Origin of the sequence: Halocynthiibacter sp. C4 (assembly GCF_028823805.1) — a bacterium.
In the GTDB taxonomy this organism is placed as follows: domain Bacteria; phylum Pseudomonadota; class Alphaproteobacteria; order Rhodobacterales; family Rhodobacteraceae; genus Falsihalocynthiibacter; species Falsihalocynthiibacter halioticoli.
In genome coordinates, this window is the sequence record NZ_JAPEIE010000001.1 from 1,432,650 (window position 1) to 1,456,011 (window position 23,362).

Below are 23,362 nucleotides of genomic sequence, written 5' to 3' on the forward strand. Positions count from 1 at the left end.
GCCATGACAAATGAGTATACCGGCCCCATCCTTGAGATAGACAACCTCTCGATCAGCTTTTTCACCCGAAAGGGCGAAATCCCTGCGGTGATGGACTTTTCATGCGCCGTGCAACCTGGCGAGGCGCTTGGCCTTGTGGGGGAAAGCGGTTGCGGGAAATCCACTGTTGCACTTGGGGTGATGCAAGACCTTGGCGAAAACGGGCGCGTCGTGGGCGGCACGATCCGGTTCAAGGGCCGTGACCTTGCCACCTACTCTGCCGAAGAACTGCGCGACCTGCGCGGATCTGAGATCGCGATGATCTATCAGGAACCGATGGCCAGCCTGAACCCTGCTATGCGGGTTGGTGCGCAATTGATGGAAGTTCCGATGATCCATCAGGGCGCGAGCAAGAAAGAGGCCCGCGCACTCGCCCTTGAGGTCGTGAATGATGTGAAGCTTCCAGACCCCGAGCGCATCCTGAAAAGCTACCCCCACCAACTCTCCGGAGGCCAACAGCAACGCATCGTCATTGCCATGGCGCTGATGAGTAAGCCCAGCCTGCTTATCCTTGATGAGCCCACGACCGCGCTTGATGTGACGGTTGAAGCGGGGATTGTTGATCTTGTGAAAGGCTTGGGCGAGAAATACGGCACATCAATGCTCTTTATCTCGCACAACCTCGGCCTTGTTCTGGAAACATGCGACCAACTCTGTGTGATGTATTCGGGCGAAGCCGTCGAGCGCGGCAGCATTGCCGATGTGTTTGACGATATGCGTCATCCATATACGCAGGCCCTGTTCCGCTCGATCCCCCTACCCGGTGCCGATAAAAACGAACGCCCTCTTGTGGCCATACCGGGGAATTTCCCGCTGCCGAACGAGCGTCCGCAAGGATGCAATTTTGGGCCGCGCTGTGATTATTTTCAGGCTGGGATTTGTGATCAGGGCGATATCGCCATGTTCCCCGTGCCGGATAACGCCCGTCACACCACCCGCTGCGCCCGATTTGCCGATATCGACTGGGACGCGCCGCTCAAGGTTGAAACCGAAACCGAAGCCACAGATGCGGGTCGCACGGTGCTTAAGGTCGATAATCTCAGGAAATACTACGATGTGCCCTCGGGCCACTTTGGTGGGCCAAACCGCGTTGTGAAGGCCAACGAGAGCTTGAGTTTTGAAGCACGCGAAAGCGAAACCCTTGCCATTGTGGGGGAAAGCGGCTGTGGGAAATCGACACTCGCCAAGGTTTTGATGGGCTTGGAGCCTGCGTCCGAAGGGACAGCGATCCTGTTTGACGAGCCGGTTGAGGACATCGCAATTGATGACCGCGGGGCCGAACTTGTCTCGCGGCTCCAGATGGTGTTCCAAAACCCGTTTGACACGCTTAACCCGTCTATCGGTATTGGCCGCCAAATCATCCGTGCGCTTGAGGTGTTCGGGATTGGCGATAACGATGCGGAACGACACGAGCGCATGTTGGAACTGCTTGATCTTGTGAAACTGCCGCGTGAATTTGCCGAGCGCATGCCACGCCAGCTTTCTGGCGGTCAGAAACAGCGCGTCGGTATCGCGCGTGCCTTTGCGGGCGACGCAAAGCTCGTGATTGCGGATGAGCCTGTCTCTGCGCTTGATGTGTCGGTTCAGGCGGCGGTGACGGACTTGTTGATGGAGCTTCAACGCAAGAACAAAACCACGCTCCTGTTCATCAGCCATGACCTTTCGATCGTGCGCTATCTCAGTGACCGTGTGATGGTCATGTATCTTGGTCATGTGGTTGAGATTGGAACCACCGATCAGGTGTTTGCCCCGCCGTATCACCCTTATACCGAAGCTCTTCTTTCGGCTGTTCCAATTGCGGACCGCGCGATTGAGAAACAGCATATCGTGCTTGAGGGGGATATCCCCTCGGCCATGAACCCGCCAAGCGGTTGCCCGTTCCAGACGCGCTGCCATTGGAAAGACAAGGTTGAAGGCAACATCTGCGAGACCGAGGTTCCTTCGGATCGCACTCTTGCCAACGGGCATAAGATCAAATGCCACCTCTCCGAAGACATGCTGGCACGCATGAAGCCGGTCATTGCAACCAAAGATACAGAAAAAGCTGGTTAGACCCTAGCGGCCAAGAATGGCCACAACGTAGTTCTGGGTTTCTTTGTAGGGCGGAACACCGGAGTGTTTGCTGACCGCTTCGGGGCCTGCGTTATAGGCCGCAAGCGCAAGGCGCCAAGAGCCGAAGCGAATATACTGTTCCCGAAGATAGCGCGCGCCGCCTTCAAGGTTATGCACGGGATCATTGATATTCACACCAAGATAGCGCGCCGTGTCAGGCATAAGTTGGGCGAGCCCAGTGGCACCTTTGTGTGATTTCGCATAGATGTTCCAGCCGCTTTCCTGCTGTACCAACCGCAGGAACAGGTCTTCTGGAATATTGTATTTACGGGCCATCTCGCGGGCAATCGGAAGATACTGCCCCTTGTATTTGCCGTTATAAGCCGGAACCGCATCGCCCGCACCGCGGGGGCGCAAACGCTCGGAGCCACGATACTGCGTGGCCGCGCGTGTATCCAGAACTTTGAGCTGTGAGGAAAACAGATTGCGCTTGGATTTTGTACCGGTTGCAAGCGGGTCAGCGAAGACCGCCGTTCCGATAACAAGAGCAGCGCAAGTTGTGATTACTCTTACAAACATCCTAAATACAATTCCTTGGCAACAAACGAGCGACACTGTCGCAACTCGGAAAATATACCCGAAACGAAAGCTAAATCCACCCCTCTTAAAACCTCGGCCTATGGGACCAAAGGAAATTTGCACATATTTTACCTTGCCCCGAACCTTGGCGGGTGGTGTAACTTTGCGTTCAACACAATAGATTCGAAGGGAGCATCCTGCATGGCGGGTTCGGTCAATAAAGTTATTCTAATTGGTAATCTTGGAGCCGATCCAGAGATCCGCTCCTTCCAGAACGGCGGTAAGGTTGCCAACCTGCGTATCGCGACTTCTGAGACGTGGAAAGATCGCAATACAGGTGAACGCCGCGAAAAGACCGAATGGCACACTGTGGCAATTTTCAGCGAGGGATTGGTTCGAGTTGCTGAACAATACCTGCGAAAAGGCTCTAAAGTTTACATCGAGGGCCAGCTACAGACTCGCAAATGGCAAGATCAAAGTGGCAACGACCGGTATTCAACCGAAGTTGTTCTGCAAGGCTTTGGCAGCACATTGACCATGCTCGACGGACGCAATGACGGTGGCTCTGGCGGCGGCGGCGGATATTCCGGCAGCAGCAGCGGTGGCTACTCCGGTGGTGGCGGCAACGATTACGGTGGAGGCTCCCAAGGCGGCGCGCCAAGCGGCGGCGGCGGCAACATCGACGACGAGATCCCGTTCTAAAAAACAGAACACCACAAAGACAAAAGCCGCCCCATTTGGAGCGGCTTTTTCTTTTAATAACAATATAGAACGCGGCGACCTTAACGCTCGCCCAAGGCATCCTTCAGAACCGACAAAACAACATCGGTATCTGTGTCCGGCGAAACGAACGCATCCCCAATTCCACGTGTCAGGATGAACTTGATCTTGCCATCCACGACTTTCTTGTCTTGCCCCATCAAATCAAGCAGCGCCCGTGCATTGGGAAGGTCACCAGGAATGTCAGAGATATCCGCCTTCATCCCCATGTCTTTCAGATGCGCACGCAGACGGCTTGGGTCTTCTTGGGAACACAGCCCCAAACGCGCCGACGTTTCCAATGCCAACGCACACCCAATCGCAACACCCTCGCCATGCAGCAACCGGTCGCTATAGCCCGTCGCCGCTTCCAGCGCATGACAGAACGTATGCCCAAGGTTTAGAAGAGCGCGATCCCCCTGCTCTGTTTCGTCGCGCGCAACGATATCGGCCTTCATCTCGCAGGACCGCTTCACCGCATATGCCCGCGCCGCAACATCGCCTTTGGCCATCGCAGGCGCATGTTCTTCGAGCCATTTAAAGAACGCGGCATCTCCCAAAAGGCCATATTTAACGACCTCGCCATAACCAGACAGGAAATCACGCGCCGGCAAGGTTGCGAGAATACCGATATCTGCCAAAACCAACGAGGGTTGATGGAATGCACCGATCAGGTTCTTGCCCTGTGGTGCGTTGATACCGGTTTTCCCGCCAACGGAACTATCGACCTGCGCCAATAGCGAGGTGGGTATCTGAACAAACCGAACGCCACGGCGCACGACCGCTGCGGCAAAGCCCGCCAGATCTCCAATCACACCGCCACCAAGCGCAATCACAACATCGTTGCGCTCGACTTTGCTTTCAAGCAACCACTCAACGGCGCGCGAAAATTGAGGCCACGCTTTTGTAGCCTCTCCCGCAGGCAATGCGAGCGCATCGGACTCTATCCCCGCCGCCGCCAAACCGTCTTGAAGTGTTGCAAGATGAAGCTTCGCCACCGTCTCATCCGTCAGAATCGCAACCTTCTTTCGGCGCAACAACGGTGCGATATAGGTGCCTGCATCTGCGAGCAGCCCTTCGCCAATCTTTATCTCGTAACTCCGCTCCCCAAGCGCAACTTGTACGGTTTCGATGTTGGTTTGCGACGCGGTATTCACGCGATTTCCTCCAGTAGATTATCTTGTTTTTTCAATTCGCTCACCACGGCATCCACCATATCCTCGATGGAATATTCTGCCTTACCTTTGACCGACAGATCTGCCAGCTCATAAGACGGCACCCGCGCCTCATAGAGGGTTTTAAGGGTCTCGTAGGGGTTGTCTGTCCGCAGCAAAGGCCGCGTATTCTTGTGCCGAACCCGCGACCACAAAAGCGCCAGATCGGCGTTGAGCCAAACAGCTTTGCCCTTCTCTGAAATGATCTTTCGGTTACGTTCTGAAAGGTATGCGCCGCCTCCGGTCGAAAGCACACAGCGCTCCTCGGTCAAAAGTCGCGTAATAACTTGCGTTTCCTTGTCACGGAAGAAGGGCTCTCCATCGCGCTCGAAAATCTCGGCAATCGACATATTCGCCGCCTTAACAATCTCTTCGTCGCTATCAAGAAACGGAACACCAATGCGCGCCGCGAGCGCCTTGCCGACGGCCGTTTTTCCGGCCCCCATCATTCCGACCAACACAACCGTCTTATGTAACTTGAACCCCAAAACAGGCTGCCATCCGCTTAAATTTTCACTTCTTTACCTGAATGGCGTGATCTTGCAAAAAAGGCCATATATAAAGAGACATATCCGACAAAAAACTGCATAATCACGGCAGCAGGAAATCATCATCGCCAAACAATGGCGAGAAACACAGAATAGAGACAGGACAGAGTCATGGGGCGACTTCTAAAATTGATCATCGGGCTGTTGATCGGAATCTTTATCGGATTTGTGGCGTTTGCCTATTTTGGCAATCTCGATCCGAACATAACCGAAATTCGCCAACCCGTCACATTGAGCGACGGTTAACGTGCGCAGGGCATTTCTTTTGAAAACCGTGGCGGTTGCCGCGCTCTTTTCCGGTTTTTCCGCACCTATCGTCGCGCAGCAAGAAGAGCCGCTATCTGCGATTGACTGGTTGTCGGAAACGGTTGTTACGCCGCAGACCGCACCAAATTCCGACGTGACCGACTCCGCCGCGATCGAGGAGATCGAGACATCTCCGCTTGGGCAACCATCGCGGGATGGAGTGGGCTTGCTGCCTGTTAGCGTGACAGGGTTCCCGCGTGAATTGTGGGGTCCAACCCCGAGCGAAGATCTTGCGCGCGCTCTTTTGTCCCAACCCGTAGAGACATACCCCGCGTTGCAAGCGCTTCTGATGAAGCTGCTTCTTGCCGAAGTTTCTCCGCCATCTGACACCGATCCGCGCGCGGTTTTGTTTCAAGCCCGTATCGATAAGCTGCTCGACATTGGAGCGCTCGACCAAGCGGCGTCATTGATGGAAATTACTGGCACAGAATCCGCAGAGATGTTCCGCCGCTATTTCGACATCGCGTTGTTGATCGGCGTCGAAACCGCGGCCTGCGAAAACCTACAAAACACCGCTACAATGGCACCAACCTTGCCTGCCCGCGTGTTTTGCCTTGCGCGGACTGGGGATTGGAATGCTGCGGCGCTGACCTTGGAAACTGGGCGTGCACTTGGCTATATATCGGAAGAGGAAGACGAGCTTCTAGCGCGGTTCCTTGATCCAGAGCTTTTCGAGGGCGCGGATGAATTGCCGTTGATTGCAAGGCCTTCGCCGCTGACTTTCCGACTCTATGAGGCCATTGGCGAACCGATTCCAACAACCCATTTGCCCCGCGCTTTTGCGCAAACTGATCTCAATAAGAACAACGGATGGCGCGCGCGCCTTCAGGCCGCAGAGAAACTCGCGGCTTCTGGTGCTGTGGCCGACAACGTTTTGTTCCCGCTCTATACAGATCGTAAACCACCAGCTTCTGGCGGCTTGTGGGACCGTGTTGCGGCGGTGCAGGATTTTGATGACGCGTTGCGCGCCAAAGACACCGCTGGCGTAGCCTTAACATTGCCAAAAGCACAAAGCGCCATGGCAGAGGCCAACCTGCTTACCCCCTTCGCGCGTTACTATACCCCTTTGCTTGCGCCTTTGCTGCTTGACCCGGAAACGGCGCAGGCGCGGTTTCACCTCGGGCTGTTAACGGACGACTACGAAACCGTCGCGCTTCAATACGCGCCAGGTACAGCAGAAGATCGTTTCCTCGTTGATTTGGCCAAAGGTATGCCCAAACTCCATGGCCTAACCTCTTCAAAAGCCCGTGCGATTGTGGACGGGTTTAACACCCTTACTCCGCCGCCCGCCGAAGCAGCGATGCTCAAGAATGGCGAGATTGGACGTGCGATCTTGTCGGCAATGACGCTTTTTGAACGGGGCAGCACTGGCGATCCGGACGATATTGCCGCGGGGCTTACGACGCTTCGTGCTCTTGGTCTTGAGGATGTGGCGCGCCGGGCGGCCTTGCAACTTATGCTGCTTGAACGGAGCTGATCATGTCACTCGCCCAAATGCACCGCGAAATCGAAGATTTCATTCTGGCGCAGGTGGCAGAGCGCAATTCCTCGCCCAACACTCAAGAGGCCTATCGGCGGGATTTGCAAGACTATGCAGAGTTTCTTGCCAGCAAGAAGGAAACACTCAACAGCGCCGTTCGCGACACGGTTGAGGACTATTTGATCCATTGTGACGCGCAGGGGTTCTCGCAATCCACGCGCGGACGCAGGCTTTCAGCTATCAAGAGCTACTACCGTTTCGCTTATGAAGAAGGGCTCCGCGAAGATCACCCTGCCCTGCAAATCCGCGGACCAGGACGGAGCAAGCGCCTGCCGAAAACCCTGTCAGAAAACGATGTAGACCGCCTTCTTGAGGCCGCAAAATCGCAAGGACGAAACAAGACAGACCGTTTGCGCAACACATGCCTGATGGAACTTCTCTATGCGAGTGGCATGCGTGTGACGGAACTTGTGAGCCTGCCCGTCGCCTCTGCGCGAGGGAATCCGCAAATGCTGCTGATCAAAGGCAAAGGCAGCAAAGAACGGCTTGTACCATTATCTCCGCCGGCGCGTGACGCTTTGGAGGCGTGGCTTGAAACGCGTGACGCACAGGAAGAGGTGGAGCGCATTGAACACGGCACACCGCCCTCGTCTTTCCTGTTCCCCTCTCGTGGCAAACTCGGACACCTCACGCGGCATCGGTTCTATGCGCTGATCAAGGAGATCGCCGTTGCGGCGGGTGTTGATCCGTCTTCTGTCACTCCGCACCGCCTGCGCCATGCGTTTGCCACGCACCTTCTGGCAAATGGCGCAGACCTTCGTGTGATCCAGACACTCATGGGCCATGCGGATTTGTCGAGCACCGAAATCTATACCCATGTGCTAGAGGAACGCTTGCAATCTCTGGTGCTTGAACACCACCCTTTGGCCAAACCTGACTAGCAAATCCCGATAACCGCACCAAAATTCGCCCCCTCGTCTTGAACCCGCGGGGTTTGCGCCCCATAACGGAATGGCTGGCATAGTGCTGGCATACCGCAACCAATTGGATGTTTTTGGCCTCGTGTTTGACACCGCCCTCATGATTTCCGCCGGTGCAATTTTTGCACTTCTGATTTTCTCGGCTTTCTTTTCCGGCTCCGAAACTGCGCTAACCGCCGCCTCACGCGGAAAATTGCGCAATATGGCCGACAAGGGTTCTCGCGGGGCCGAACGCGCGCTCGACATTACCGAAGACAGCGAAAAGCTGATCGGCTCGGTGCTCTTGGGCAACAACCTCGTCAACATCCTCGCAACTTCGCTTGCCACCGCTCTGTTTACCCGTCTTTACGGCGAAAGTGGTGTGGCATTGGCGACGCTGGTCATGACCCTGCTGGTCCTGATCTTTGCCGAAGTGCTGCCGAAAACCTATGCGATCACCAACGCTGAAACCGCAGCCAGCGCCGTCAGCGGGCCGATTGCACTGGTGATCAAAATCTTCGCGCCTGTCGTTGCTTTTGTCCGAATGTTGGTGCGCGGCGTTCTGCGCGTGTTTGGTATCCAAACAGACCCTGATGGCGCGATCCTTGCTGTGCGCGACGAGATTGCTGGCGCGATCTCTCTTGGCCATTCCGAAGGGGTTGTCGAAAAAGAAGACCGCGACCGTATCCTTGGCGCGCTAGACCTTTCTGAGCGCACCGTTGAAGAGATCATGCTTCACCGCAGCCAGATCGAGATGATCGACGCGGATCTGACCACCGATGTTGTTCTGGAGCAGTGCCTCAAGAGCCGTCATACGCGCCTCCCGCTGTATCGGAACGAGCCGGAGAATATCGTCGGTGTCATCCACGCCAAAAGCCTGTTGCGCGCCATCCATGATCTTTCGCGCGAGAGCGGGTCTGCGCGGGATGCTTTGGCCGAGATTGACCTGATGGATATCGCGTCGGAACCCTACTTCATTCCCGAAACCGCAACGCTTGATGATCAAATGCACCAGTTCCTGCGCCGTCGCACGCATTTTGCGTTGGTCGTGGATGAGTACGGAGCGCTTCAGGGGTTGATCACGCTCGAAGATATCCTTGAAGAAATCGTGGGCGAGATCACCGATGAATTCGACATCACCGACGCGCCAGTTCACGAGAAAACCGAGGACGGTCAATTCCTTGTGGATGGAGCCGCAACCATCCGCGACCTGAACCGTGCGACGGATTGGTCTTTGCCGGATGAAGAAGCCAATACCATTGCTGGTCTTGTGATCCACGAAGCACAGCGTATCCCGTCAAAGGGACAAGTTTACTCGTTCCATGGCTTCCGTTTCGAGATTATGGAAATGGATGGCAACCGGATTTCCAAGCTGAAAATCCGGCCTTTGATGACATAGGGCGGCGGCTCTAGCACCGCCCCCTTTGACCAACTACAGGTTATAAATCCGGCCGAATTTCTCTTCGAGATACGCCAACAGTGGCGCTTCGCTTGGTTCTTTGCCGCAGGCGCGCGTGATGACGTCCGCTGACGTATAGCGCCCGCCGTGTTGCTGCACGTTTTGTGCCAACCATGCTGTTGCGCGGCTTGTGTCACCTTTGGCAAACTCTGCATCCAGACCTGGCTCCGCGGCGTGCATCGCCTCGTTCAGGCAGCCCGCGTAAAGGTTCCCCAACGAGTATGTCGGGAAATAGCCAAACAAGCCCACAGACCAATGCACATCCTGCAAACACCCGTTGCTTGGCTTATCAACAGCAACGCCAAAGTCGGATTCAAACCGCGTGTTCCACGCATCGGGAAGATCCACAACATCGAGCGCGCCAGAGATAAGCTGCTGTTCCAGATCAAACCGCAGCATGACATGCAAGTTGTAGTGGATTTCATCAGCCTCGGTGCGAATGTAACCAGAGCGCACGCGGTTCACAGTCGCAAAGAACGCCTCTGCATCGGCCACTCCGATATCACCAAAGGCGTCTTTCATCTTGGCAAACAGATAGGACGTATAGGCAGCGCTGCGTCCGATCTGGTTTTCATAGATGCGGCTCTGGCTCTCGTGAACCCCCATAGAAACGCCGCGCCCAAGTGGTGTGAGCAGATAATCTTGCGAGATATTCTGCTCGTAGCAGGCGTGGCCAACCTCGTGGATTGTGGAATAGATGCAGTTGAACGGATCTTGTGCCGCCGTGCGCGTGGTTATCCGCACATCATTGCCAGACCCGCTCGAGAACGGGTGCACCGCTTTATCAAGGCGCCCACGGGTGAAATCATACCCGAAACCGATCGCAAGCTCATTCGAGAGGCTCATCTGCGCGTCAATGTCAAAATCACGCGTCAGGGCAACGGGTGTGAACTCCGAACCAAGGATACGCTCGCGCAGCGCCACAAGACGCGGGCGCATGTTGTCAAACATTGTACTGATTTCGGCGGCAGAAGTGCCGGGTTCATAATCTTGCAACAATGCATCATACCGGTCCCCGCCTTGGGCGAGCGCATCCGCTTCTTCGCGGCGCAAGGCAACGACCTTTTCCAAAGTCGGCGCAAAATCGGCGAAGTTTTCGGCGGCACGGGCCTCTGCCCAAATCCCCTGCGCAGCAGAAGTTACCCGAGCAATTTCGGACGCCAGCTTAGCAGGAACCTTTGTCGCGCGGTCAAACTCACGACGGATCAGGCGAAGCTGTGCTGCCTCGACCTCTCCAACGTCCGCACCCTCAAGCGCATCAAGCCATTCGCCTACCCGTGAATCCATTTTGCGGGCGTGCAGAACCGACTCCATTGCAGCCATTTCCTCGGCCCGTTGAGGCGCCGACCCCGGAGCCATCATCGTTTCCTGATCCCAGCCCAAACGGCCCGCAATCTCGCCTAGCGCACAGGTTTCGCGCACAAAGCCCATAAGCTCGTTGTATGTTGCAGCGGTCTTGTCAGCCACGTTAGGCCCTCCGGATTGTTTGTTCGGGTGGATATTGCGTCATGAAACGCGCCCGCAGAATCAGCACCCACAGGATAATCGCGCCAATTTGGTGCTGGATCGCGATTGAGAGTGGTGCCGCGTTCCAAACGGTCAGAACCCCAAGTACAGCCTGAAGCACCATCATGCCCAACACGAGGTCAAACCCACGCCGCACGGCCAATTTCCCGCTTGCACGGCTCTTGCGCCAAACAATGAATGTAAAGATCAGCAACAGATACCCAACGATCCGGTGCATAAACTGAACCAGTCCTGGGTTTTCAAAGAAATTGGTCCAAAACGGTGTCAGCTCGAACATTCCAATGGGGAAGAACCCACCAGCCATCAACGGCCAATCGGTAAACGTACGCCCCGCGTCAATTCCAGCCACAAGTGCGCCGATCAGGATTTGCACCATGCTGAAATGCATAAGGCCCGTGGACATGGAGAAGAGCTTGCCCTCGCGGTCCCGCCGCGCCTTGAGTAACTCTGCCTCGCTGCGCCCCAAAAGAAGGATGTACCATCCAAGGAATCCAAGGATCAGAAACGCCAGCCCAAGGTGAACCGCAAGCCGATAAGAGGCCACAGCGATCATCCCGTCTTTGAGGCCAGACGCCACCATCCACCAGCCAATCGCCCCCTGCAATCCGCCAAGCGCACCGAGCAGCAAGAGCCGTCCTGTCCAACCCGTTGGAATGTTTTTCGTCGCCAGAAACCCGAGGAACCCAAGCGCCCAGACCAGACCAACTGTGCGGCCAAGCTGTCTGTGGCCCCATTCCCACCAATAGATGAACTTGAACTCCGCAAGCTCCATCCCGCGGTTCAGCGCCTCATATTGTGGTGTTTCCCTGTATTTCTGGAATTCGCCGTCCCATGCCTCCGCAGACATTGGTGGCACAGCCCCCGTAACAGGTTTCCATTCCGTAATCGAAAGGCCGGAATCCGTTAAGCGCGTTAGCCCGCCAATTACGACCATCGCCGCAACCATCAGAAAAATCACCATCAGCCAGAGCCGGATCCCCCGCCGCGCTCCTTTGGGGGCACGATCAATGCCACCCGGCGTTGGGGTTGATGGCTTCTCCTGTTCGGAGACTTCTTCGAAAATACTGCGTGGCTTTGACATGGCTGCCCTTTCCCTCACCCGATCCTGCGGCGATATGTTGCCGCGAATTTAGGCTTTGATCCCATAGGCTTCAACGGCCCATTTTCGCTTGGTGTGAATTAAACGTCGCAAGGCGCTTATTCATCGCCACGTTCTTTCCAGCGCACCATCTGGCGCAGCATCCCGTGGAGCATCTGAACATCCGAGCGTGTAAGCGGCATCCGCGCCCACATATTGCGCAGATTGAGTTTCATGTTGGCAGCCTTGGCCTCTGGGAAGAAGAACCCTGCGTCTTCTAACCTCTGTTCGAAATGATCGCCCAGCTTCTCGACCTCAAGCCCTTCTGCGAACTCGGTTTTTGCCATCTCAACCGTTTCCGGCACGACCGTTTCAGATTGACGCCGCCACTCATAGGCCGTCAGCAACACACATTGTGCGAGGTTGAGCGAAGGGAACTCCGGATTGACCGGCACGGAAATAATCGCATTGGAGCGCGCAACATCCTCGTTTTCAAGGCCAGAACGCTCAGGACCAAACATCACGCCGACCTTTTTTCCCTCGGCTATCAATGCGCGCGCATGTTCCATCGCGCGTTCAGGTGACATCACGGGCTTGGTCAATCCCCGATGACGCGCCGTCGTGGCAAAGACATAGTTACAATCGGCAAGCGCGTCAGGCACATCATCGTACAGCCCCGCCTCATCCAACAATCGTCCCGCGCCGCTCGCCATCGCAACGGCCTTCTGGTTTGGCCAGCCGTCGCGCGGATCAACGATCCGCATCCGGTCCAGCCCGAAATTCCACATTGCCCGCGCCGCGCCGCCGATATTCTCGCCCATTTGCGGGCGTACCAAAACAAAGGCCGGCTGCGGCCCGCTCCAATTCTTATCGCTCACGGTCAAACGCTTTCTTTTGCCACGGATTTCGGATGTGTTACGCTCGCAAAACGACGGACGCAAGAGACAGACCACAGGAAAGAGAGGCGCGATATGGCATATGACGAAGGGCTGGCGCAGTTATTGCGCGATGATCTGGCCGATCTGGGAGGTATCACCGAGCGCAAGATGTTTGGCGGCCTGTGCTTTCAGTTGAACGGACACATGGTCTGTGGTGTTCACAAAGGCGGTGGTATGTTCCGCCCCGGAAAGCCGCGCGAAGCCGAAGCGCTCAAGGTTGAAGGCACAGCACCCCTGTCTTTTACCGGTCGTCCTATGGGCGGTATGATCGACGCAAACGAAGACGCCATATCAGATGATACGCGCCGCAGAATTTTGATTGATCTTTCGCTCGAAAACGTCAAAGACCTGCCCCCGAAGTAATCGGGACGAAAAAAGCCCGTTACAACACCGCCGAACACCGTTAAACGAACGGGAAGAGCTTCAAGGAGTCCGAGATGGCCGAGGTAAAAGACATGCCCGCAACAGATACCCAAGACACACCGCTTGTGCCGCAAACTTATCTGATCACGCCGCCGGAATTCGAGCTTTCAACCTTTCCTGATGTCTTTGCACGGGTTCTCGACAGCAATGAGATCGCCTGTGTGCGGCTCTCTATGGCAACGCAAGACGAGGACCGCATTTGCCGCGCCGCTGACGCCCTGCGCGCAATCTGTCATGAGCGCGACATTGCCATTGTGATGGACAAGCATATTCCATTGGTCGAACGCCTTGGGCTTGATGGCGTGCATCTTGGCAATACGGGCAACTCTGTACGCAACACCCGCAAAGAACTTGGGCCTGACGCAATTATCGGCGCCTATTGTGGCCACTCGCAGCATGACGGGATGACCGCTGGCGAAGCGGGCGCAGATTACATTGCATTTGGCCCCGTCGGATTGACACCGCTGGGTGATGGAAGCCGCGCCGAACTTGACTTGTTTCAGTGGTGGTCAGAAATGATCGAGGTCCCTGTGGTTGCCGAGGGCGCACTTGATGCGGACCTCATTGCGGCATTGGCGCCGTTTACGGATTTCTTTGGCGTTGGCCCAGAAATCTGGAGCCACGACGCACCAGCAGAAAGCCTCAACGCGCTCCTCGCACCGCTTCGCGGGTAATCTGAGAAGGCCGTTAACCGGCGTAGGTGTCACCAAGCGTTTTCTCGACCCCAGAGCGCACTGCGGCCTCGCAATCCGCGGCAAGTTTCTTACGGCAGTCGTAATCTGCGGCACGGTAAGGTGGATGATAAATCACCTTCACGGACCCAGCCTTACGCGCCGCCAAAACCTTGAGCATATGCGGCCCAAAACTCATATCGCCCCACCAGCCATAGAAATCCACAGGTGCACCTTCAGGCGCGGTATAAACAACGCTCACGGGTTGCACCCATGCTTCGGGCTTAATTTTTTCTGTGAGGAACGCGGCGAAAAGCGTTGATTTAAAACGCAAAACTCTCAACGCGTCTGTTGAAGTCCCCTCGGGAAAAAACAACAGCTTATGCCCCGCAAGCAGCCGTTCGGTAAAGGTATCGCGGTGTTTGTGGGCGTCTGTTACTTTGCGCGCGATGAACACTGTTCCTGTTGCCCGCGCGAGCCATCCGATCCCGGGCCACGAGGCCACCTCGGCCTTGGCAACAAAGTAAATACGGTTCTGCGCATTCAGCGCAAAGATATCCAACCAAGAGCCATGATTGGCAACAACCGCCCCTTTGTGGCGCATGATCTCGCCCTCGGCGCTATATCCCATGCCCAGAATACGAAAGGCATTCCGACATACAAACAACGTAAGATAAGGCGTAAACGGCCGCCGAACGCCGTAAATTGGCTGCTCGATAAGCCGCAGCAAAAGCATCAATATCAAGCAGGTGCTCGTCAAAAGGAGCAGTGGAACACCCCGTAAAACGGCGCGCACAACGCCACCGACCCCAATCTTAACCGGTGTGGGGGCCTTATCCGACGTCCATGTAGGCGTCACGCGTCTCGCGCCTTTGTGTAGAAATTCTTGTGCTTGGCGTTCATCCGTTCGGTATCCATCAGCAAACAGACATCCGTGGTGTTGAAGCTATAATCCAGATACGCCCCCTCGCCGACAAAACCACCAAGCCGCAGATAGGCTTTGATCAGCGCTGGCGTGTTGACCATCGCCGCACGGCGGTCAAGTTGATCGGTTGGCACAAGATCCATGGTCTGGAAATGCTCCGGAACAACGCGCACGCGCAACTCTTCGGGCGCGAGGTGATTGTGGTGCAGGTAGGCCAAAGATTGCTTGATATCTTCGACATTTGTGCCGTGAAAACTTGCAACACCAAACAGGATTTCGACCCCGTTCGACAGGACGTATTCGGCCAAACCATTCCAAAGGTGGAACATCGCCGTACCGCCACGATAATTCGGATGCACACAAGAGCGCCCCAGCTCCAAAAGCTTTCGACCACTTTGTTTTAGACAAGTCAGATCGTATTCATTTTCGGAGTAGAACTGGCCGATCTCTGCGGCCTTCTCGCCCAACAGCAGCCGATACACCCCGACAACTTGTTCTTCAACGCCACCCTCGCGGCTATGGTCGATCAGCAGGAGATGGTCGTAATGCGCATCAAAGGCATCCATCTCGAGGCGATTTTCATGGTCGACCATGTCGCCATCGCCACCCAGCTCCTCGATGAATACCCGGTACCGCAGTCGCTGCGCGGCACGCAGGTCTTCGGACGATTGCGCCAATCGAGTTTCGAATTTGGGGTCAGTTCTGCTCATAGAGTGCGGGATAGCTCCAGTTTGTCTGAGCAGCTTCTAGGGACTTGCGCCTTTAAATGCAACCAAAGCGCAACGGCAAGCCCGACTAACCCGCGTCAAAGACGATTTCGAGTGGCACATGCGCACTTTGCAAAGTTATTTTGCCGCATTCTTCAAAATTAACGGTTATTTTACCATCAATAACAGATTGTACCTGACCAAGGCCCCATTCAGGCTGCGCAGGGTTTCGCACCAGCATTCCCGGCTCTAGTATTTCGTTCATCTAACTGCCTCGCACGTCAGGAAAACCATGTCGCAGAAACCAAGAGACCTAACCGCCCTCCTCGGATCCCGCATCTGTCATGACCTTATCAGCCCTTTAGGCGCAATCGGCAATGGGGTTGAACTGTTGGAGATGAGCAACGCGGCAAATAGCGCCGAGGTGGCGCTTATTCGGGACTCGGTGACGAACGCCAATGCCAAGGTCCGTTTTTTCCGCGTCGCCTTCGGCGATAGCGCTCATGCCCAACAAATGCGCGGACGAGAGATCGGGGCAATCTTGAAAGAGTATAGCGACCAAGCCCGCGTTGACATCACCTGGACCAGCACAGAAGACCCAATGCGCCGTGAGGCAAAACTCGCGTTTCTTTTGATCCAATGCCTTGAAACAACAATGCCATTTGGCGGCAAGATTACCTGTAGCTGTGAAAGCGGAAACTGGACATTGCACGCCCAAGCGGAACGCCTGAAGATCGACACCAACCTCTGGCAACTCGTCTCAGAGGACAACCCAGAGATTGAGGTCTCTGCCGCGCAAATCCAATTCGTTCTTGTTGCTAGCGCGTTGAAAGACTGCGGAAAAATTCTTTCCGCAGAGTTTCACGACACCGAAATAACGATCACTTTCTGACGTTATGGCCGCGTGGTGCCGTCGCCTTTGACGATGTATTTGAAGCTCGTCAATTGCTCGGCTCCAACCGGTCCTCGCGCGTGCATCTTACCTGTGGCAATGCCGATTTCCGCTCCCATACCAAACTCGCCGCCGTCGGCAAACTGGGTCGAGGCATTGTGCATTAGGATCGCAGAATCCAAACGCGTAAAGAACCGATCCGCAACATCTTCATTCTCGGTAATCACACAGTCTGTATGATTAGAGCCATAGGTGCGGATATGATCGATTGCACCGTCAACATCATCAACAACCTTCGCCGCGATAATCATGTCGAGGAATTCCTTGCCGAAGTCCTCCTCATTCGCAAGAACGCTGCCATCAAGTCCCTCGGCTCGCACTTCGACACCAGCCTTCTTGAGCGCATCAACGATTTTTTGGCCTAATGTGTCTTTGATATCCTTATGCACCAACAGGCATTCCGCCGATCCACAAATCCCGGTACGGCGCGTTTTCGCATTCAGCACAACACGCAAGGCCTTCTCCGCATCTGCGTCTTTGTCCACATAAATGTGGCAAATCCCTTCAAGGTGGGCAAAAACAGGCACCCGCGCTTCGCGCTGAACTAGGCCCACAAGTCCTTTGCCGCCACGCGGTACAATCACATCAATCGCCTCGGTCATACGCAGCATCTCTGCAACAGCAGCGCGATCACGAGTTGGGACACGTTGTATTGAGTCTTCAGGAAGACCCGCTTCGCGCAAACCATCTTGAAGGCACGCATGGATCAAGCCAGAGCTATGGAAGCTTTCTGATCCACCGCGCAGGATAACCGCATTCCCCGCCTTGAGACACAGCGCGCCTGCGTCAGCCGTGACATTCGGGCGGCTTTCATAGATCACGCCGATAACGCCAAGCGGCGTGCGTACGCGCTTGATATGCAACCCGCTTTCCATGTCCCATTCGGTGAGCGTTGCGCCCACGGGATCCTTCTGCATCGCAACCGCGCGCAGGCCATCAACAATGCCCTTAATCCGATCCTCGTCCAGCATCAGACGGTCGAGCATCGCAGCGCTCAGCCCTTTGTCGCGGCCATATGCCATATCTTTTTCGTTGGCAGCGATGATCTCTGCGCGACGCTCCCACACCGCATCAGCGGCGGCCATCAACGCCGCTTCCTTCTGCGGACCCGGCGCAAATCCCAACTCACGCGATGCGGCGCGGGCGCGTGTGCCGATGTCTTGCATCAGAAGGGGGATATTGTCGCTGTCTTTCATGGTCTCGCCTTTTCAACGTTCACGGGAGTTCGGCGCAATATAATGCGGTTTCTGCCAATGAACCAAGGGGGTAACGCATGAAGAATTGCAATAAGCCCCATCACAGATGGTTCAGAGCACCATATCGTCGCGATGGATCAGGGCTGCGCGGCCGGCATAGCCAAGAATAGCCTGAAACTGGTCCGAAGGAACACCCTTGATCTGCTGCGCCTCTTCAGAGGTATAGCGCGTCAGGCCCGTTGCGATTTGTCCGTCTGGCCCATGGACCGCTACGGGATCGCCGCGCCCAAAAGTCCCGCTCACCGCCGTAACGCCCGCTGGAAGTAGGGACTTCCCGCGCTTGAGCGCCTGCGCTGCGCCGGCATCCACGGTTACAATACCGCGCGGCTTCATGGCCGATATCCAATGCTTGCGCGCCGCTTGTGGGGTATCTTTTGCGGTAAACCACGTACAGGCCGCGCCTTCGATCAGGCTTGTAATTGGTTGCACAACCGAACCTTCGGAAATGACCATTGCACAGCCCGCTTGGGTCGCGGTTTTTGCGGCCAAGACTTTGGTTTTCATGCCACCCTTGGACAGTCCAGAGGTCGGATCACCCGCCATAGCCTCGATATCGGGCGTAATGACATCAATGGTATCAAACCGCTGCGCAGTCGGGTCAATCCCCGGGTTGGCGGAGTAAAACCCGTCAACATCCGACAAAAGCACCAGCACATCCGCGCCGACCGTCACAGCAACTTGCGCTGCAAGGCGATCATTGTCGCCAAAGCGGATTTCGTCAGTGGCGATGGTGTCATTCTCGTTTACAATCGGCACCGTGCCGAAGCTCAAGAGTTGCTCCAACGTGGCGCGCGAATTGAGGTAACGACGGCGATCTTCGCTATCTTCGAGCGTGACCAAAACCTGCGCAGTTGTAATGCCTTCGGGTGCCAGAACGCCCTCATAGGCCCGCGCCAAACGGATTTGCCCAACGGCGGCCGCGGCCTGAGATTGCTCAAGTGCCAATCCGCCCGCTGGTAGCCCCAAGACCCCTCGCCCAAGCGCAATAGAACCGGACGACACCAAAACTACATCCGCGCCCTGTGCCTTGAGTTTGGCCACATCGCGGGCCAACCCTTGCAACCATTCTTCGCGCAACGCTCCGCTGTCTTTATCGACAAGCATTGCCGAGCCGATCTTGACCACAACGCGCCGCGCGCGGGCCAAAGCCTCTGCACTTCGGTTGGTGGCGGCTAGGGTTGCCATGGTTCGGGCTCCTCGTCGGCCTTTTTCTTGCGCAGTTTATCTTCGGAAATTTCGGCACGAACCGCGCGCAGCACATCGGTTACACCATCATGCGCAACACCGGACATCAGCATAACCGGCCCGCCGCATGCGGCCTCAAGTTCCGCGCGTTTCTCGGCGCGTTCTTCCTCGTCCAGCGCATCAATCTTGTTCAGCACTGTCACGCGTGGCTTATCTGCCAACGCGCCGCCATAGGCTTCAAGCTCGCCAATGATAGTTTTGTAATCCGCCGCAACGTCCTCGGCGGTTCCATCCACAAGATGCAGCAAGACCGAGCACCGCTCCACATGACCAAGGAACAAATCGCCAAGCCCACGTCCCTCGCTCGCGCCTTCGATTAGGCCCGGAATATCGGCAATTACGAATTCCGCACCATCAACACCAACAACCCCGAGGTTGGGATACAGCGTGGTAAACGGATAATCCGCAATCTTAGGGCGGGCGTTTGACGTGGCCGAAAGGAACGTCGATTTTCCCGCGTTCGGCAGACCGAGCAAACCAGCATCCGCAATCAGCTTGAGCCGAAGCCAGAGTGTTCGTTCAATCCCCTCTTGCCCCGGATTGGCACGACGCGGCGCTTGGTTGGTCGAAGATTTAAAGTGCAGGTTGCCGAAGCCACCATTGCCGCCCTTAGCCAGCACAACGCGTTGGCCCACCTCGGTAAGATCGGCGATAACCGTTTCCTGATCCTCATCAAGAATTTCCGTGCCGACGGGGAGTTTCATCACGATGGTTTCGCCATCCGCACCCGTACGTTGCGCACCCATACCGGGCTGGCCGTTCTTGGCAAAGAAATGCTGCTGGTAACGGAAATCAATGAGCGTGTTTAGCCCTTCAACGGCTTCGGCAATGATATCGCCGCCGCGTCCGCCGTCACCACCATCCGGGCCACCATACTCGATATATTTCTCGCGTCGGAAAGACACACAGCCACCACCGCCGCCACCGGAACGCACATAGACTTTGCAGAGATCTAGAAATTTCATTTGGCCGGCCTTCCGTCAATTTATCAAGGCGATACAGCAGGACGCGGCGAGGCTCAAGCCTTCACCGCGTCCGCTTTTGTTTCAGTTGCGGCATTCACCGCGTATTTCGTCCAATAGGATCAGTCGTATTTGCGCAGGTAAGTCCACGTTGCAACATTGGCATCCCGCGCCACGGAAAAGTGCTCCGCATCCCCGAGATACGTAAAACCAGCATTGGTCAACACGCGCGCAGAGGCCGGATTATCCTGAAAGACAACAGCGAAGATAGTTTTGCAGTTCTGCGGATTTGCTTCCAACAGCGCGTTAACGGCCTCAGACGCAAGGCCAGTTCCCCAAAACGCAGGTGCGACCCAATACCCGATCTCTGATTGGCTACGGTCCATCCTTTTAAGGCTGATCACACCCAGAATTTCGTCACCACCACGATCCATGACCCAAGCGTCCTCGTCGCGGTCGGGTTGCTGGACACGTTCGATAAAGGCTTGGATGACACCACGGGGCAGCGGATGTGGAATCGAAGAGGTTTGCTGTGCGACGCGTTTGTCCCCCGCATACATTCGCAACTGTCCGGCATCCGATTTTTGCACCGGACGCAGCGTGAACCGTTCGGTCTCTATTACCTGTTGGCCTGTTATCGTCTCAAGTCTCATGCCTCTCCTCCTCGAAAAGCATATCGCATAAGGAACATTTGCCCCTTAACGCATGTCAATTTCTCTACTGGCGCCTGTACGCGGCGTGGTTACCAAAGAAATGTTACAAAAATGAAAAGGGGCCGGTGTTTCCACCGACCCCTAATCTTGAACCATAAGGTTTCGGCTTACTCAGCGGCCTCCGCCACTGGGAGAACCGAAATAAAGGTGCGGCCCTTGAGGCCTTTGTGGAATTTCACGTTACCTTCAGCAGTTGCAAAGATTGTGTGATCTTTCCCCATGCCAACGCCTTGACCCATGAAGAACTTCGTACCGCGCTGACGCACGATAATGTTGCCTGGGATCACGGCTTCGCCACCGAATTTTTTTACACCAAGGCGGCGACCAGCAGAGTCGCGACCGTTACGGGATGAACCGCCTGCTTTTTTATGTGCCATGCTGTCTCTCCTTAGCCTTTAGCGAATTCTTTAGCTTGCTCGATCCAGCCTTCGCGCTCGATACGGCCTTTGAACGACAGTTTTTCGTCGAACTCGGCTACATCAGCATCAGTCCAGGCTGCGATTTGGGCAAATGTAGTGATGCCTGCATCGAGCAGTTTCTTTTCGAGTGCGGGGCCAACACCGGACAATTTCTTAAGATCGTCCGCGCCAGTTGCAGCAGCAGCCTTCTTAGGTGCGGCTTTCTTGGCGGCAGGCTTCTTAGCCTCGGCTTTGGCGGCGGGCTTCGCAGCTGCTTTCTTTGCAGGAGCGTTTTTCGCCTTCGGTGTCACGTCAGCCATTGCAGCAACAACGGATGCAGGAACGGAACCTGTACCCTGTGCCGCTTTCACGCCGGACTTCGATGCACCTTTTTCAAGGATATCTGTGATCCGAACGAGTGTCAGCTTTTGACGGTGACCTTTTGTGCGCTGGGAGCCGTGCTTACGGCGGCGCTTGACGAAATGGATAACTTTTTCGCCTTTGATCTGGTCGATCACTTCGGCCTGAACCGCAGCATCCTCAACGTTTGGCGTACCAACAGTGGCGCCAACCATGAGAACTTCGTTGAATTGAACAGTTTCGCCAGCATCTGCAGCAATACGCTCTACTCGCAGCACGTCGCCGCTTTGAACTTTGTATTGCTTGCCGCCGGTCTTTAGAACCGCAAACATCAGGTCTTCCTTTGCATTTCCGCGTCTTGTGGCCCCCGCATGGGAGTTTTTGCCAGTATGGCGCCTCGGACAGCGCGCCCGCTCGGGCGATGAATAAAACATAAACCAACACGAGAGTCCGAAAGGAATCCCGCATTGAGAGGCGGCTTATCGGTCCAATCCCAAAAGAAGTCAAGCCAAAGCCGTAAGTTTATTTGGCCTCTGTGCCGAAACTTCAATTTGGCAACATACCCAAGCCGAGCGCTATCTGCGCGCTTAGATATCCTGACTTGTTATATAGGTCGCCGCCGCATAACCAAGTGCCTCGGAAACGTCTTTGAACACTTCGTCAAAACTGCTGAACAACGCATTGTTGAACTGCCGCCCAGAAGCCGTCCGGCCGAAGGCAATATGATCGCGCAATTCGCTTTCCGTTAGCGGCTGATACGCCAAAGCCAAAAAGCTCATGACCCAAGCCATGGTATCCGCGCGGAATACCGGCTCTTGGTTATAGATATCTGCAAGAATATCACTGTCGGTCATCGAATTATCAACCGCGCCACCGCGAATTAGCCCCTGCATAAAGGCGTATTGCGCATTCATCGAGGAGACGACATTTGAATCGATCAGGTCGTTCACCTTTGCATATTCACGCAATGAAACAAGAAACGGATCCTGTTCCCGAACCATCGACGCAACAATTTCACTTGCCGCCTCTTCTACTGCCGGATCAAGAAACGAGCGGCGTGTCAGCAACTCTGCATCGGTGATTTTCGCGCCAAGCTCTGAATCATAAAAGGCGAGCGTTTCTGAAACTGTTTGGTCCGAAAGCGCTTCAGAGAACATTTGCCAAAAAGAGTCCTTCAAACGCGCCGAGGTATAGATTTCTTGTACGTCCTTGCGCCAAGTGTCTCCGCCCTTCCCTGCGAACAGTTGCTCCTCAAGGTCAACGGCATAGAGGTCACCCTCCTCCGCCATAATCTCAAACAACTCATCCAATCGCAGTATCTCATTCAAGCGCTCCAGTTCAGCCTCGCGGTCCGCAAACGCCGCAACCGAGGTCGCGATGAGAAAAACAAAGGCAGAAACTGTGCTTTGGATCAAACGGGCCATCGGGTCTCCTGAAGTCATCGGTGTTCGTCGTAGGATATATGTAGTAAGTTGTTGCAGCTTTCCAAAAGGATTTCACCCCCAAACGCCCCAAATCGCAGCCTCGTGACACGGCGCGAGCTGAAATTTTGGGTTTTTCTTGAAACTCAAGCGAATTTACCCTTGCGACCCTGCGCGATACTAACTAATCAGCGCACCACGGAGAGGTGCCGGAGTGGTCGAACGGGGCGGTCTCGAAAACCGTTGTGGGTGCAAGCCTACCCAGGGTTCGAATCCCTGTCTCTCCGCCATCACACTGATAGTATTGCGAAAATTTTTCAACAAAACTAACGACTTGCGACAAGATCGCTGTCATTGCCTCTCAGGCCGCCTTGATCTTCTACCCATTTTG

At 55.4% G+C, this 23,362-nt stretch carries 25 protein-coding genes and 1 tRNA gene; 10 read left to right on the forward strand and 16 right to left on the reverse strand.

Features of this window, described 5'->3' with window-relative positions:
* The first annotated feature begins 3 nt into the window (after window positions 1–3).
* Window positions 4–2,091 carry an ABC transporter ATP-binding protein gene (locus OU789_RS06960; RefSeq protein WP_274654415.1) on the forward strand — a complete coding sequence of 696 codons (2,088 nt, stop codon included), beginning with the start codon at window positions 4–6 and terminating at the stop codon, window positions 2,089–2,091.
* 3 nt (window positions 2,092–2,094) lie between these two features.
* Here OU789_RS06960 and OU789_RS06965 read toward each other — a convergent pair whose 3' ends face one another.
* Complete coding sequence (locus OU789_RS06965; RefSeq protein WP_274654417.1) at window positions 2,095–2,670, reverse strand: lytic transglycosylase domain-containing protein; 576 nt, start codon at window positions 2,668–2,670, stop codon at window positions 2,095–2,097.
* A gap of 201 nt (window positions 2,671–2,871) precedes the next feature.
* Here OU789_RS06965 and OU789_RS06970 point away from each other — a divergent pair, with 201 nt between their 5' ends.
* Window positions 2,872–3,372 carry a single-stranded DNA-binding protein gene (locus tag OU789_RS06970; protein ID WP_274654419.1) on the forward strand — a complete coding sequence of 167 codons (501 nt, stop codon included), beginning with the start codon at window positions 2,872–2,874 and terminating at the stop codon, window positions 3,370–3,372.
* 80 nt (window positions 3,373–3,452) lie between these two features.
* Here OU789_RS06970 and aroB read toward each other — a convergent pair whose 3' ends face one another.
* Both aroB and OU789_RS06980 read right to left on the reverse strand, forming a co-directional pair.
* Window positions 3,453–4,586 carry a 3-dehydroquinate synthase gene (aroB, locus tag OU789_RS06975; RefSeq protein ID WP_274654421.1) on the reverse strand — a complete coding sequence of 378 codons (1,134 nt, stop codon included), beginning with the start codon at window positions 4,584–4,586 and terminating at the stop codon, window positions 3,453–3,455.
* The gene (locus OU789_RS06980; protein WP_446719167.1) at window positions 4,583–5,092 is read right to left on the reverse strand and encodes a shikimate kinase; all 510 of its coding nucleotides are present in this window, start codon (window positions 5,090–5,092) and stop codon (window positions 4,583–4,585) included. The genes aroB and OU789_RS06980 overlap by 4 nt, the downstream gene beginning before the upstream one ends.
* Window positions 5,093–5,302: 210 nt before the next feature.
* On the opposite strand from OU789_RS06980, the gene OU789_RS06985 reads away from it, so the two are divergent.
* From OU789_RS06985 to OU789_RS07000, 4 genes are all read left to right on the forward strand, one after another.
* The gene (locus tag OU789_RS06985; protein ID WP_263953109.1) at window positions 5,303–5,437 is read left to right on the forward strand and encodes a hypothetical protein; all 135 of its coding nucleotides are present in this window, start codon (window positions 5,303–5,305) and stop codon (window positions 5,435–5,437) included.
* 19 nt (window positions 5,438–5,456) lie between these two features.
* Window positions 5,457–6,974 (forward strand): hypothetical protein, encoded by a 1,518-nt coding sequence (locus tag OU789_RS06990; protein ID WP_274654424.1) that lies wholly within the window; start codon window positions 5,457–5,459, stop codon window positions 6,972–6,974.
* A gap of 2 nt (window positions 6,975–6,976) precedes the next feature.
* The gene (locus OU789_RS06995) at window positions 6,977–7,918 is read left to right on the forward strand and encodes a site-specific tyrosine recombinase XerD (RefSeq protein WP_274654426.1); all 942 of its coding nucleotides are present in this window, start codon (window positions 6,977–6,979) and stop codon (window positions 7,916–7,918) included.
* 139 nt (window positions 7,919–8,057) lie between these two features.
* On the forward strand, window positions 8,058–9,335 hold the full coding sequence (locus tag OU789_RS07000; RefSeq protein ID WP_274654534.1) for an HlyC/CorC family transporter: 1,278 nt from the start codon (window positions 8,058–8,060) through the stop codon (window positions 9,333–9,335).
* 33 nt (window positions 9,336–9,368) lie between these two features.
* On the opposite strand, the gene OU789_RS07005 is transcribed toward OU789_RS07000, so the two are convergent.
* The 3 genes from OU789_RS07005 to OU789_RS07015 form a co-directional block, all read right to left on the reverse strand.
* Entirely contained in the window at window positions 9,369–10,826 is a 1,458-nt protein-coding gene (locus tag OU789_RS07005; protein WP_274654536.1) for a carboxypeptidase M32, read from the reverse strand.
* A 37-nt stretch (window positions 10,827–10,863) separates the two neighbouring features.
* The gene (gene ctaA, locus OU789_RS07010) at window positions 10,864–12,003 is read right to left on the reverse strand and encodes a heme A synthase (RefSeq protein ID WP_274654428.1); all 1,140 of its coding nucleotides are present in this window, start codon (window positions 12,001–12,003) and stop codon (window positions 10,864–10,866) included.
* 116 nt (window positions 12,004–12,119) lie between these two features.
* A complete protein-coding gene (locus OU789_RS07015; RefSeq protein ID WP_274654430.1) occupies window positions 12,120–12,878 on the reverse strand; it encodes an RNA methyltransferase in 759 nt (252 codons plus the stop codon).
* Window positions 12,879–12,971: 93 nt separating this feature from the next.
* Between OU789_RS07015 and OU789_RS07020 the strand changes: the two genes are divergently transcribed.
* The gene (locus OU789_RS07020) at window positions 12,972–13,301 is read left to right on the forward strand and encodes a TfoX/Sxy family protein (RefSeq protein WP_274654432.1); all 330 of its coding nucleotides are present in this window, start codon (window positions 12,972–12,974) and stop codon (window positions 13,299–13,301) included.
* Window positions 13,302–13,375: 74 nt separating this feature from the next.
* Window positions 13,376–14,035 (forward strand): thiamine phosphate synthase, encoded by a 660-nt coding sequence (locus OU789_RS07025; protein WP_274654434.1) that lies wholly within the window; start codon window positions 13,376–13,378, stop codon window positions 14,033–14,035.
* Between the two features lie 13 nt (window positions 14,036–14,048).
* Here the strand turns inward: OU789_RS07025 and OU789_RS07030 are convergent, their stop codons facing one another.
* The 3 genes from OU789_RS07030 to OU789_RS07040 form a co-directional block, all read right to left on the reverse strand.
* On the reverse strand, window positions 14,049–14,891 hold the full coding sequence (locus tag OU789_RS07030) for a lysophospholipid acyltransferase family protein (RefSeq protein WP_274654436.1): 843 nt from the start codon (window positions 14,889–14,891) through the stop codon (window positions 14,049–14,051).
* Window positions 14,888–15,667: a GNAT family N-acetyltransferase gene (locus OU789_RS07035; RefSeq protein ID WP_263953101.1), complete on the reverse strand. Its 780-nt coding sequence runs from the start codon at window positions 15,665–15,667 to the stop codon at window positions 14,888–14,890. Before OU789_RS07035 ends, OU789_RS07030 begins: the two co-directional genes overlap by 4 nt.
* Window positions 15,668–15,752: 85 nt before the next feature.
* Window positions 15,753–15,929 carry a DUF3553 domain-containing protein gene (locus tag OU789_RS07040; protein WP_263953100.1) on the reverse strand — a complete coding sequence of 59 codons (177 nt, stop codon included), beginning with the start codon at window positions 15,927–15,929 and terminating at the stop codon, window positions 15,753–15,755.
* Window positions 15,930–15,956: 27 nt separating this feature from the next.
* Between OU789_RS07040 and OU789_RS07045 the strand changes: the two genes are divergently transcribed.
* Complete coding sequence (locus OU789_RS07045; protein ID WP_274654440.1) at window positions 15,957–16,556, forward strand: histidine phosphotransferase family protein; 600 nt, start codon at window positions 15,957–15,959, stop codon at window positions 16,554–16,556.
* A gap of 2 nt (window positions 16,557–16,558) precedes the next feature.
* On the opposite strand, the gene OU789_RS07050 is transcribed toward OU789_RS07045, so the two are convergent.
* The 7 genes from OU789_RS07050 to OU789_RS07080 form a co-directional block, all read right to left on the reverse strand.
* A complete protein-coding gene (locus OU789_RS07050) occupies window positions 16,559–17,812 on the reverse strand; it encodes a glutamate-5-semialdehyde dehydrogenase (RefSeq protein ID WP_274654442.1) in 1,254 nt (417 codons plus the stop codon).
* Window positions 17,813–17,923: 111 nt separating this feature from the next.
* On the reverse strand, window positions 17,924–19,057 hold the full coding sequence (gene proB / locus OU789_RS07055) for a glutamate 5-kinase (RefSeq protein WP_274654444.1): 1,134 nt from the start codon (window positions 19,055–19,057) through the stop codon (window positions 17,924–17,926).
* Window positions 19,045–20,082 carry a GTPase ObgE gene (gene obgE, locus OU789_RS07060; protein WP_274654446.1) on the reverse strand — a complete coding sequence of 346 codons (1,038 nt, stop codon included), beginning with the start codon at window positions 20,080–20,082 and terminating at the stop codon, window positions 19,045–19,047. The genes proB and obgE overlap by 13 nt, the downstream gene beginning before the upstream one ends.
* A 119-nt stretch (window positions 20,083–20,201) precedes the next feature.
* Entirely contained in the window at window positions 20,202–20,732 is a 531-nt protein-coding gene (locus OU789_RS07065; protein WP_274654448.1) for a GNAT family N-acetyltransferase, read from the reverse strand.
* Between the two features lie 167 nt (window positions 20,733–20,899).
* Window positions 20,900–21,169 carry a 50S ribosomal protein L27 gene (rpmA, locus tag OU789_RS07070; protein ID WP_263953094.1) on the reverse strand — a complete coding sequence of 90 codons (270 nt, stop codon included), beginning with the start codon at window positions 21,167–21,169 and terminating at the stop codon, window positions 20,900–20,902.
* An 11-nt stretch (window positions 21,170–21,180) separates the two neighbouring features.
* A complete protein-coding gene (locus tag OU789_RS07075) occupies window positions 21,181–21,882 on the reverse strand; it encodes a 50S ribosomal protein L21 (RefSeq protein WP_274654451.1) in 702 nt (233 codons plus the stop codon).
* A 255-nt stretch (window positions 21,883–22,137) separates the two neighbouring features.
* A complete protein-coding gene (locus OU789_RS07080) occupies window positions 22,138–22,974 on the reverse strand; it encodes a DUF2059 domain-containing protein (protein ID WP_274654453.1) in 837 nt (278 codons plus the stop codon).
* A gap of 197 nt (window positions 22,975–23,171) precedes the next feature.
* Here OU789_RS07080 and OU789_RS07085 point away from each other — a divergent pair.
* Window positions 23,172–23,261 (forward strand) — tRNA-Ser (locus OU789_RS07085).
* Window positions 23,262–23,362 lie beyond the last annotated feature (101 nt).

Coding starts and splice junctions, on each gene's coding strand:
- OU789_RS06960 (WP_274654415.1), top strand. CDS start 4: ATGACAAATGAGTATACCGGCCCCATCCTTGAGATAGACAACCTCTCG.
- OU789_RS06965 (WP_274654417.1), bottom strand. CDS start 2,670: ATGTTTGTAAGAGTAATCACAACTTGCGCTGCTCTTGTTATCGGAACG.
- OU789_RS06970 (WP_274654419.1), top strand. CDS start 2,872: ATGGCGGGTTCGGTCAATAAAGTTATTCTAATTGGTAATCTTGGAGCC.
- OU789_RS06980 (WP_446719167.1), bottom strand. CDS start 5,092: ATGATGGGGGCCGGAAAAACGGCCGTCGGCAAGGCGCTCGCGGCGCGC.
- OU789_RS06985 (WP_263953109.1), top strand. CDS start 5,303: ATGGGGCGACTTCTAAAATTGATCATCGGGCTGTTGATCGGAATCTTT.
- OU789_RS06995 (WP_274654426.1), top strand. CDS start 6,977: ATGTCACTCGCCCAAATGCACCGCGAAATCGAAGATTTCATTCTGGCG.
- OU789_RS07000 (WP_274654534.1), top strand. CDS start 8,058: ATGATTTCCGCCGGTGCAATTTTTGCACTTCTGATTTTCTCGGCTTTC.
- OU789_RS07005 (WP_274654536.1), bottom strand. CDS start 10,826: ATGGGCTTTGTGCGCGAAACCTGTGCGCTAGGCGAGATTGCGGGCCGT.
- ctaA (WP_274654428.1), bottom strand. CDS start 12,003: ATGTCAAAGCCACGCAGTATTTTCGAAGAAGTCTCCGAACAGGAGAAG.
- OU789_RS07020 (WP_274654432.1), top strand. CDS start 12,972: ATGGCATATGACGAAGGGCTGGCGCAGTTATTGCGCGATGATCTGGCC.
- OU789_RS07025 (WP_274654434.1), top strand. CDS start 13,376: ATGGCCGAGGTAAAAGACATGCCCGCAACAGATACCCAAGACACACCG.
- OU789_RS07035 (WP_263953101.1), bottom strand. CDS start 15,667: ATGAGCAGAACTGACCCCAAATTCGAAACTCGATTGGCGCAATCGTCC.
- OU789_RS07040 (WP_263953100.1), bottom strand. CDS start 15,929: ATGAACGAAATACTAGAGCCGGGAATGCTGGTGCGAAACCCTGCGCAG.
- OU789_RS07045 (WP_274654440.1), top strand. CDS start 15,957: ATGTCGCAGAAACCAAGAGACCTAACCGCCCTCCTCGGATCCCGCATC.
- OU789_RS07050 (WP_274654442.1), bottom strand. CDS start 17,812: ATGAAAGACAGCGACAATATCCCCCTTCTGATGCAAGACATCGGCACA.
- proB (WP_274654444.1), bottom strand. CDS start 19,057: ATGGCAACCCTAGCCGCCACCAACCGAAGTGCAGAGGCTTTGGCCCGC.
- obgE (WP_274654446.1), bottom strand. CDS start 20,082: ATGAAATTTCTAGATCTCTGCAAAGTCTATGTGCGTTCCGGTGGCGGC.
- OU789_RS07065 (WP_274654448.1), bottom strand. CDS start 20,732: ATGAGACTTGAGACGATAACAGGCCAACAGGTAATAGAGACCGAACGG.
- rpmA (WP_263953094.1), bottom strand. CDS start 21,169: ATGGCACATAAAAAAGCAGGCGGTTCATCCCGTAACGGTCGCGACTCT.
- OU789_RS07075 (WP_274654451.1), bottom strand. CDS start 21,882: ATGTTTGCGGTTCTAAAGACCGGCGGCAAGCAATACAAAGTTCAAAGC.
- OU789_RS07080 (WP_274654453.1), bottom strand. CDS start 22,974: ATGGCCCGTTTGATCCAAAGCACAGTTTCTGCCTTTGTTTTTCTCATC.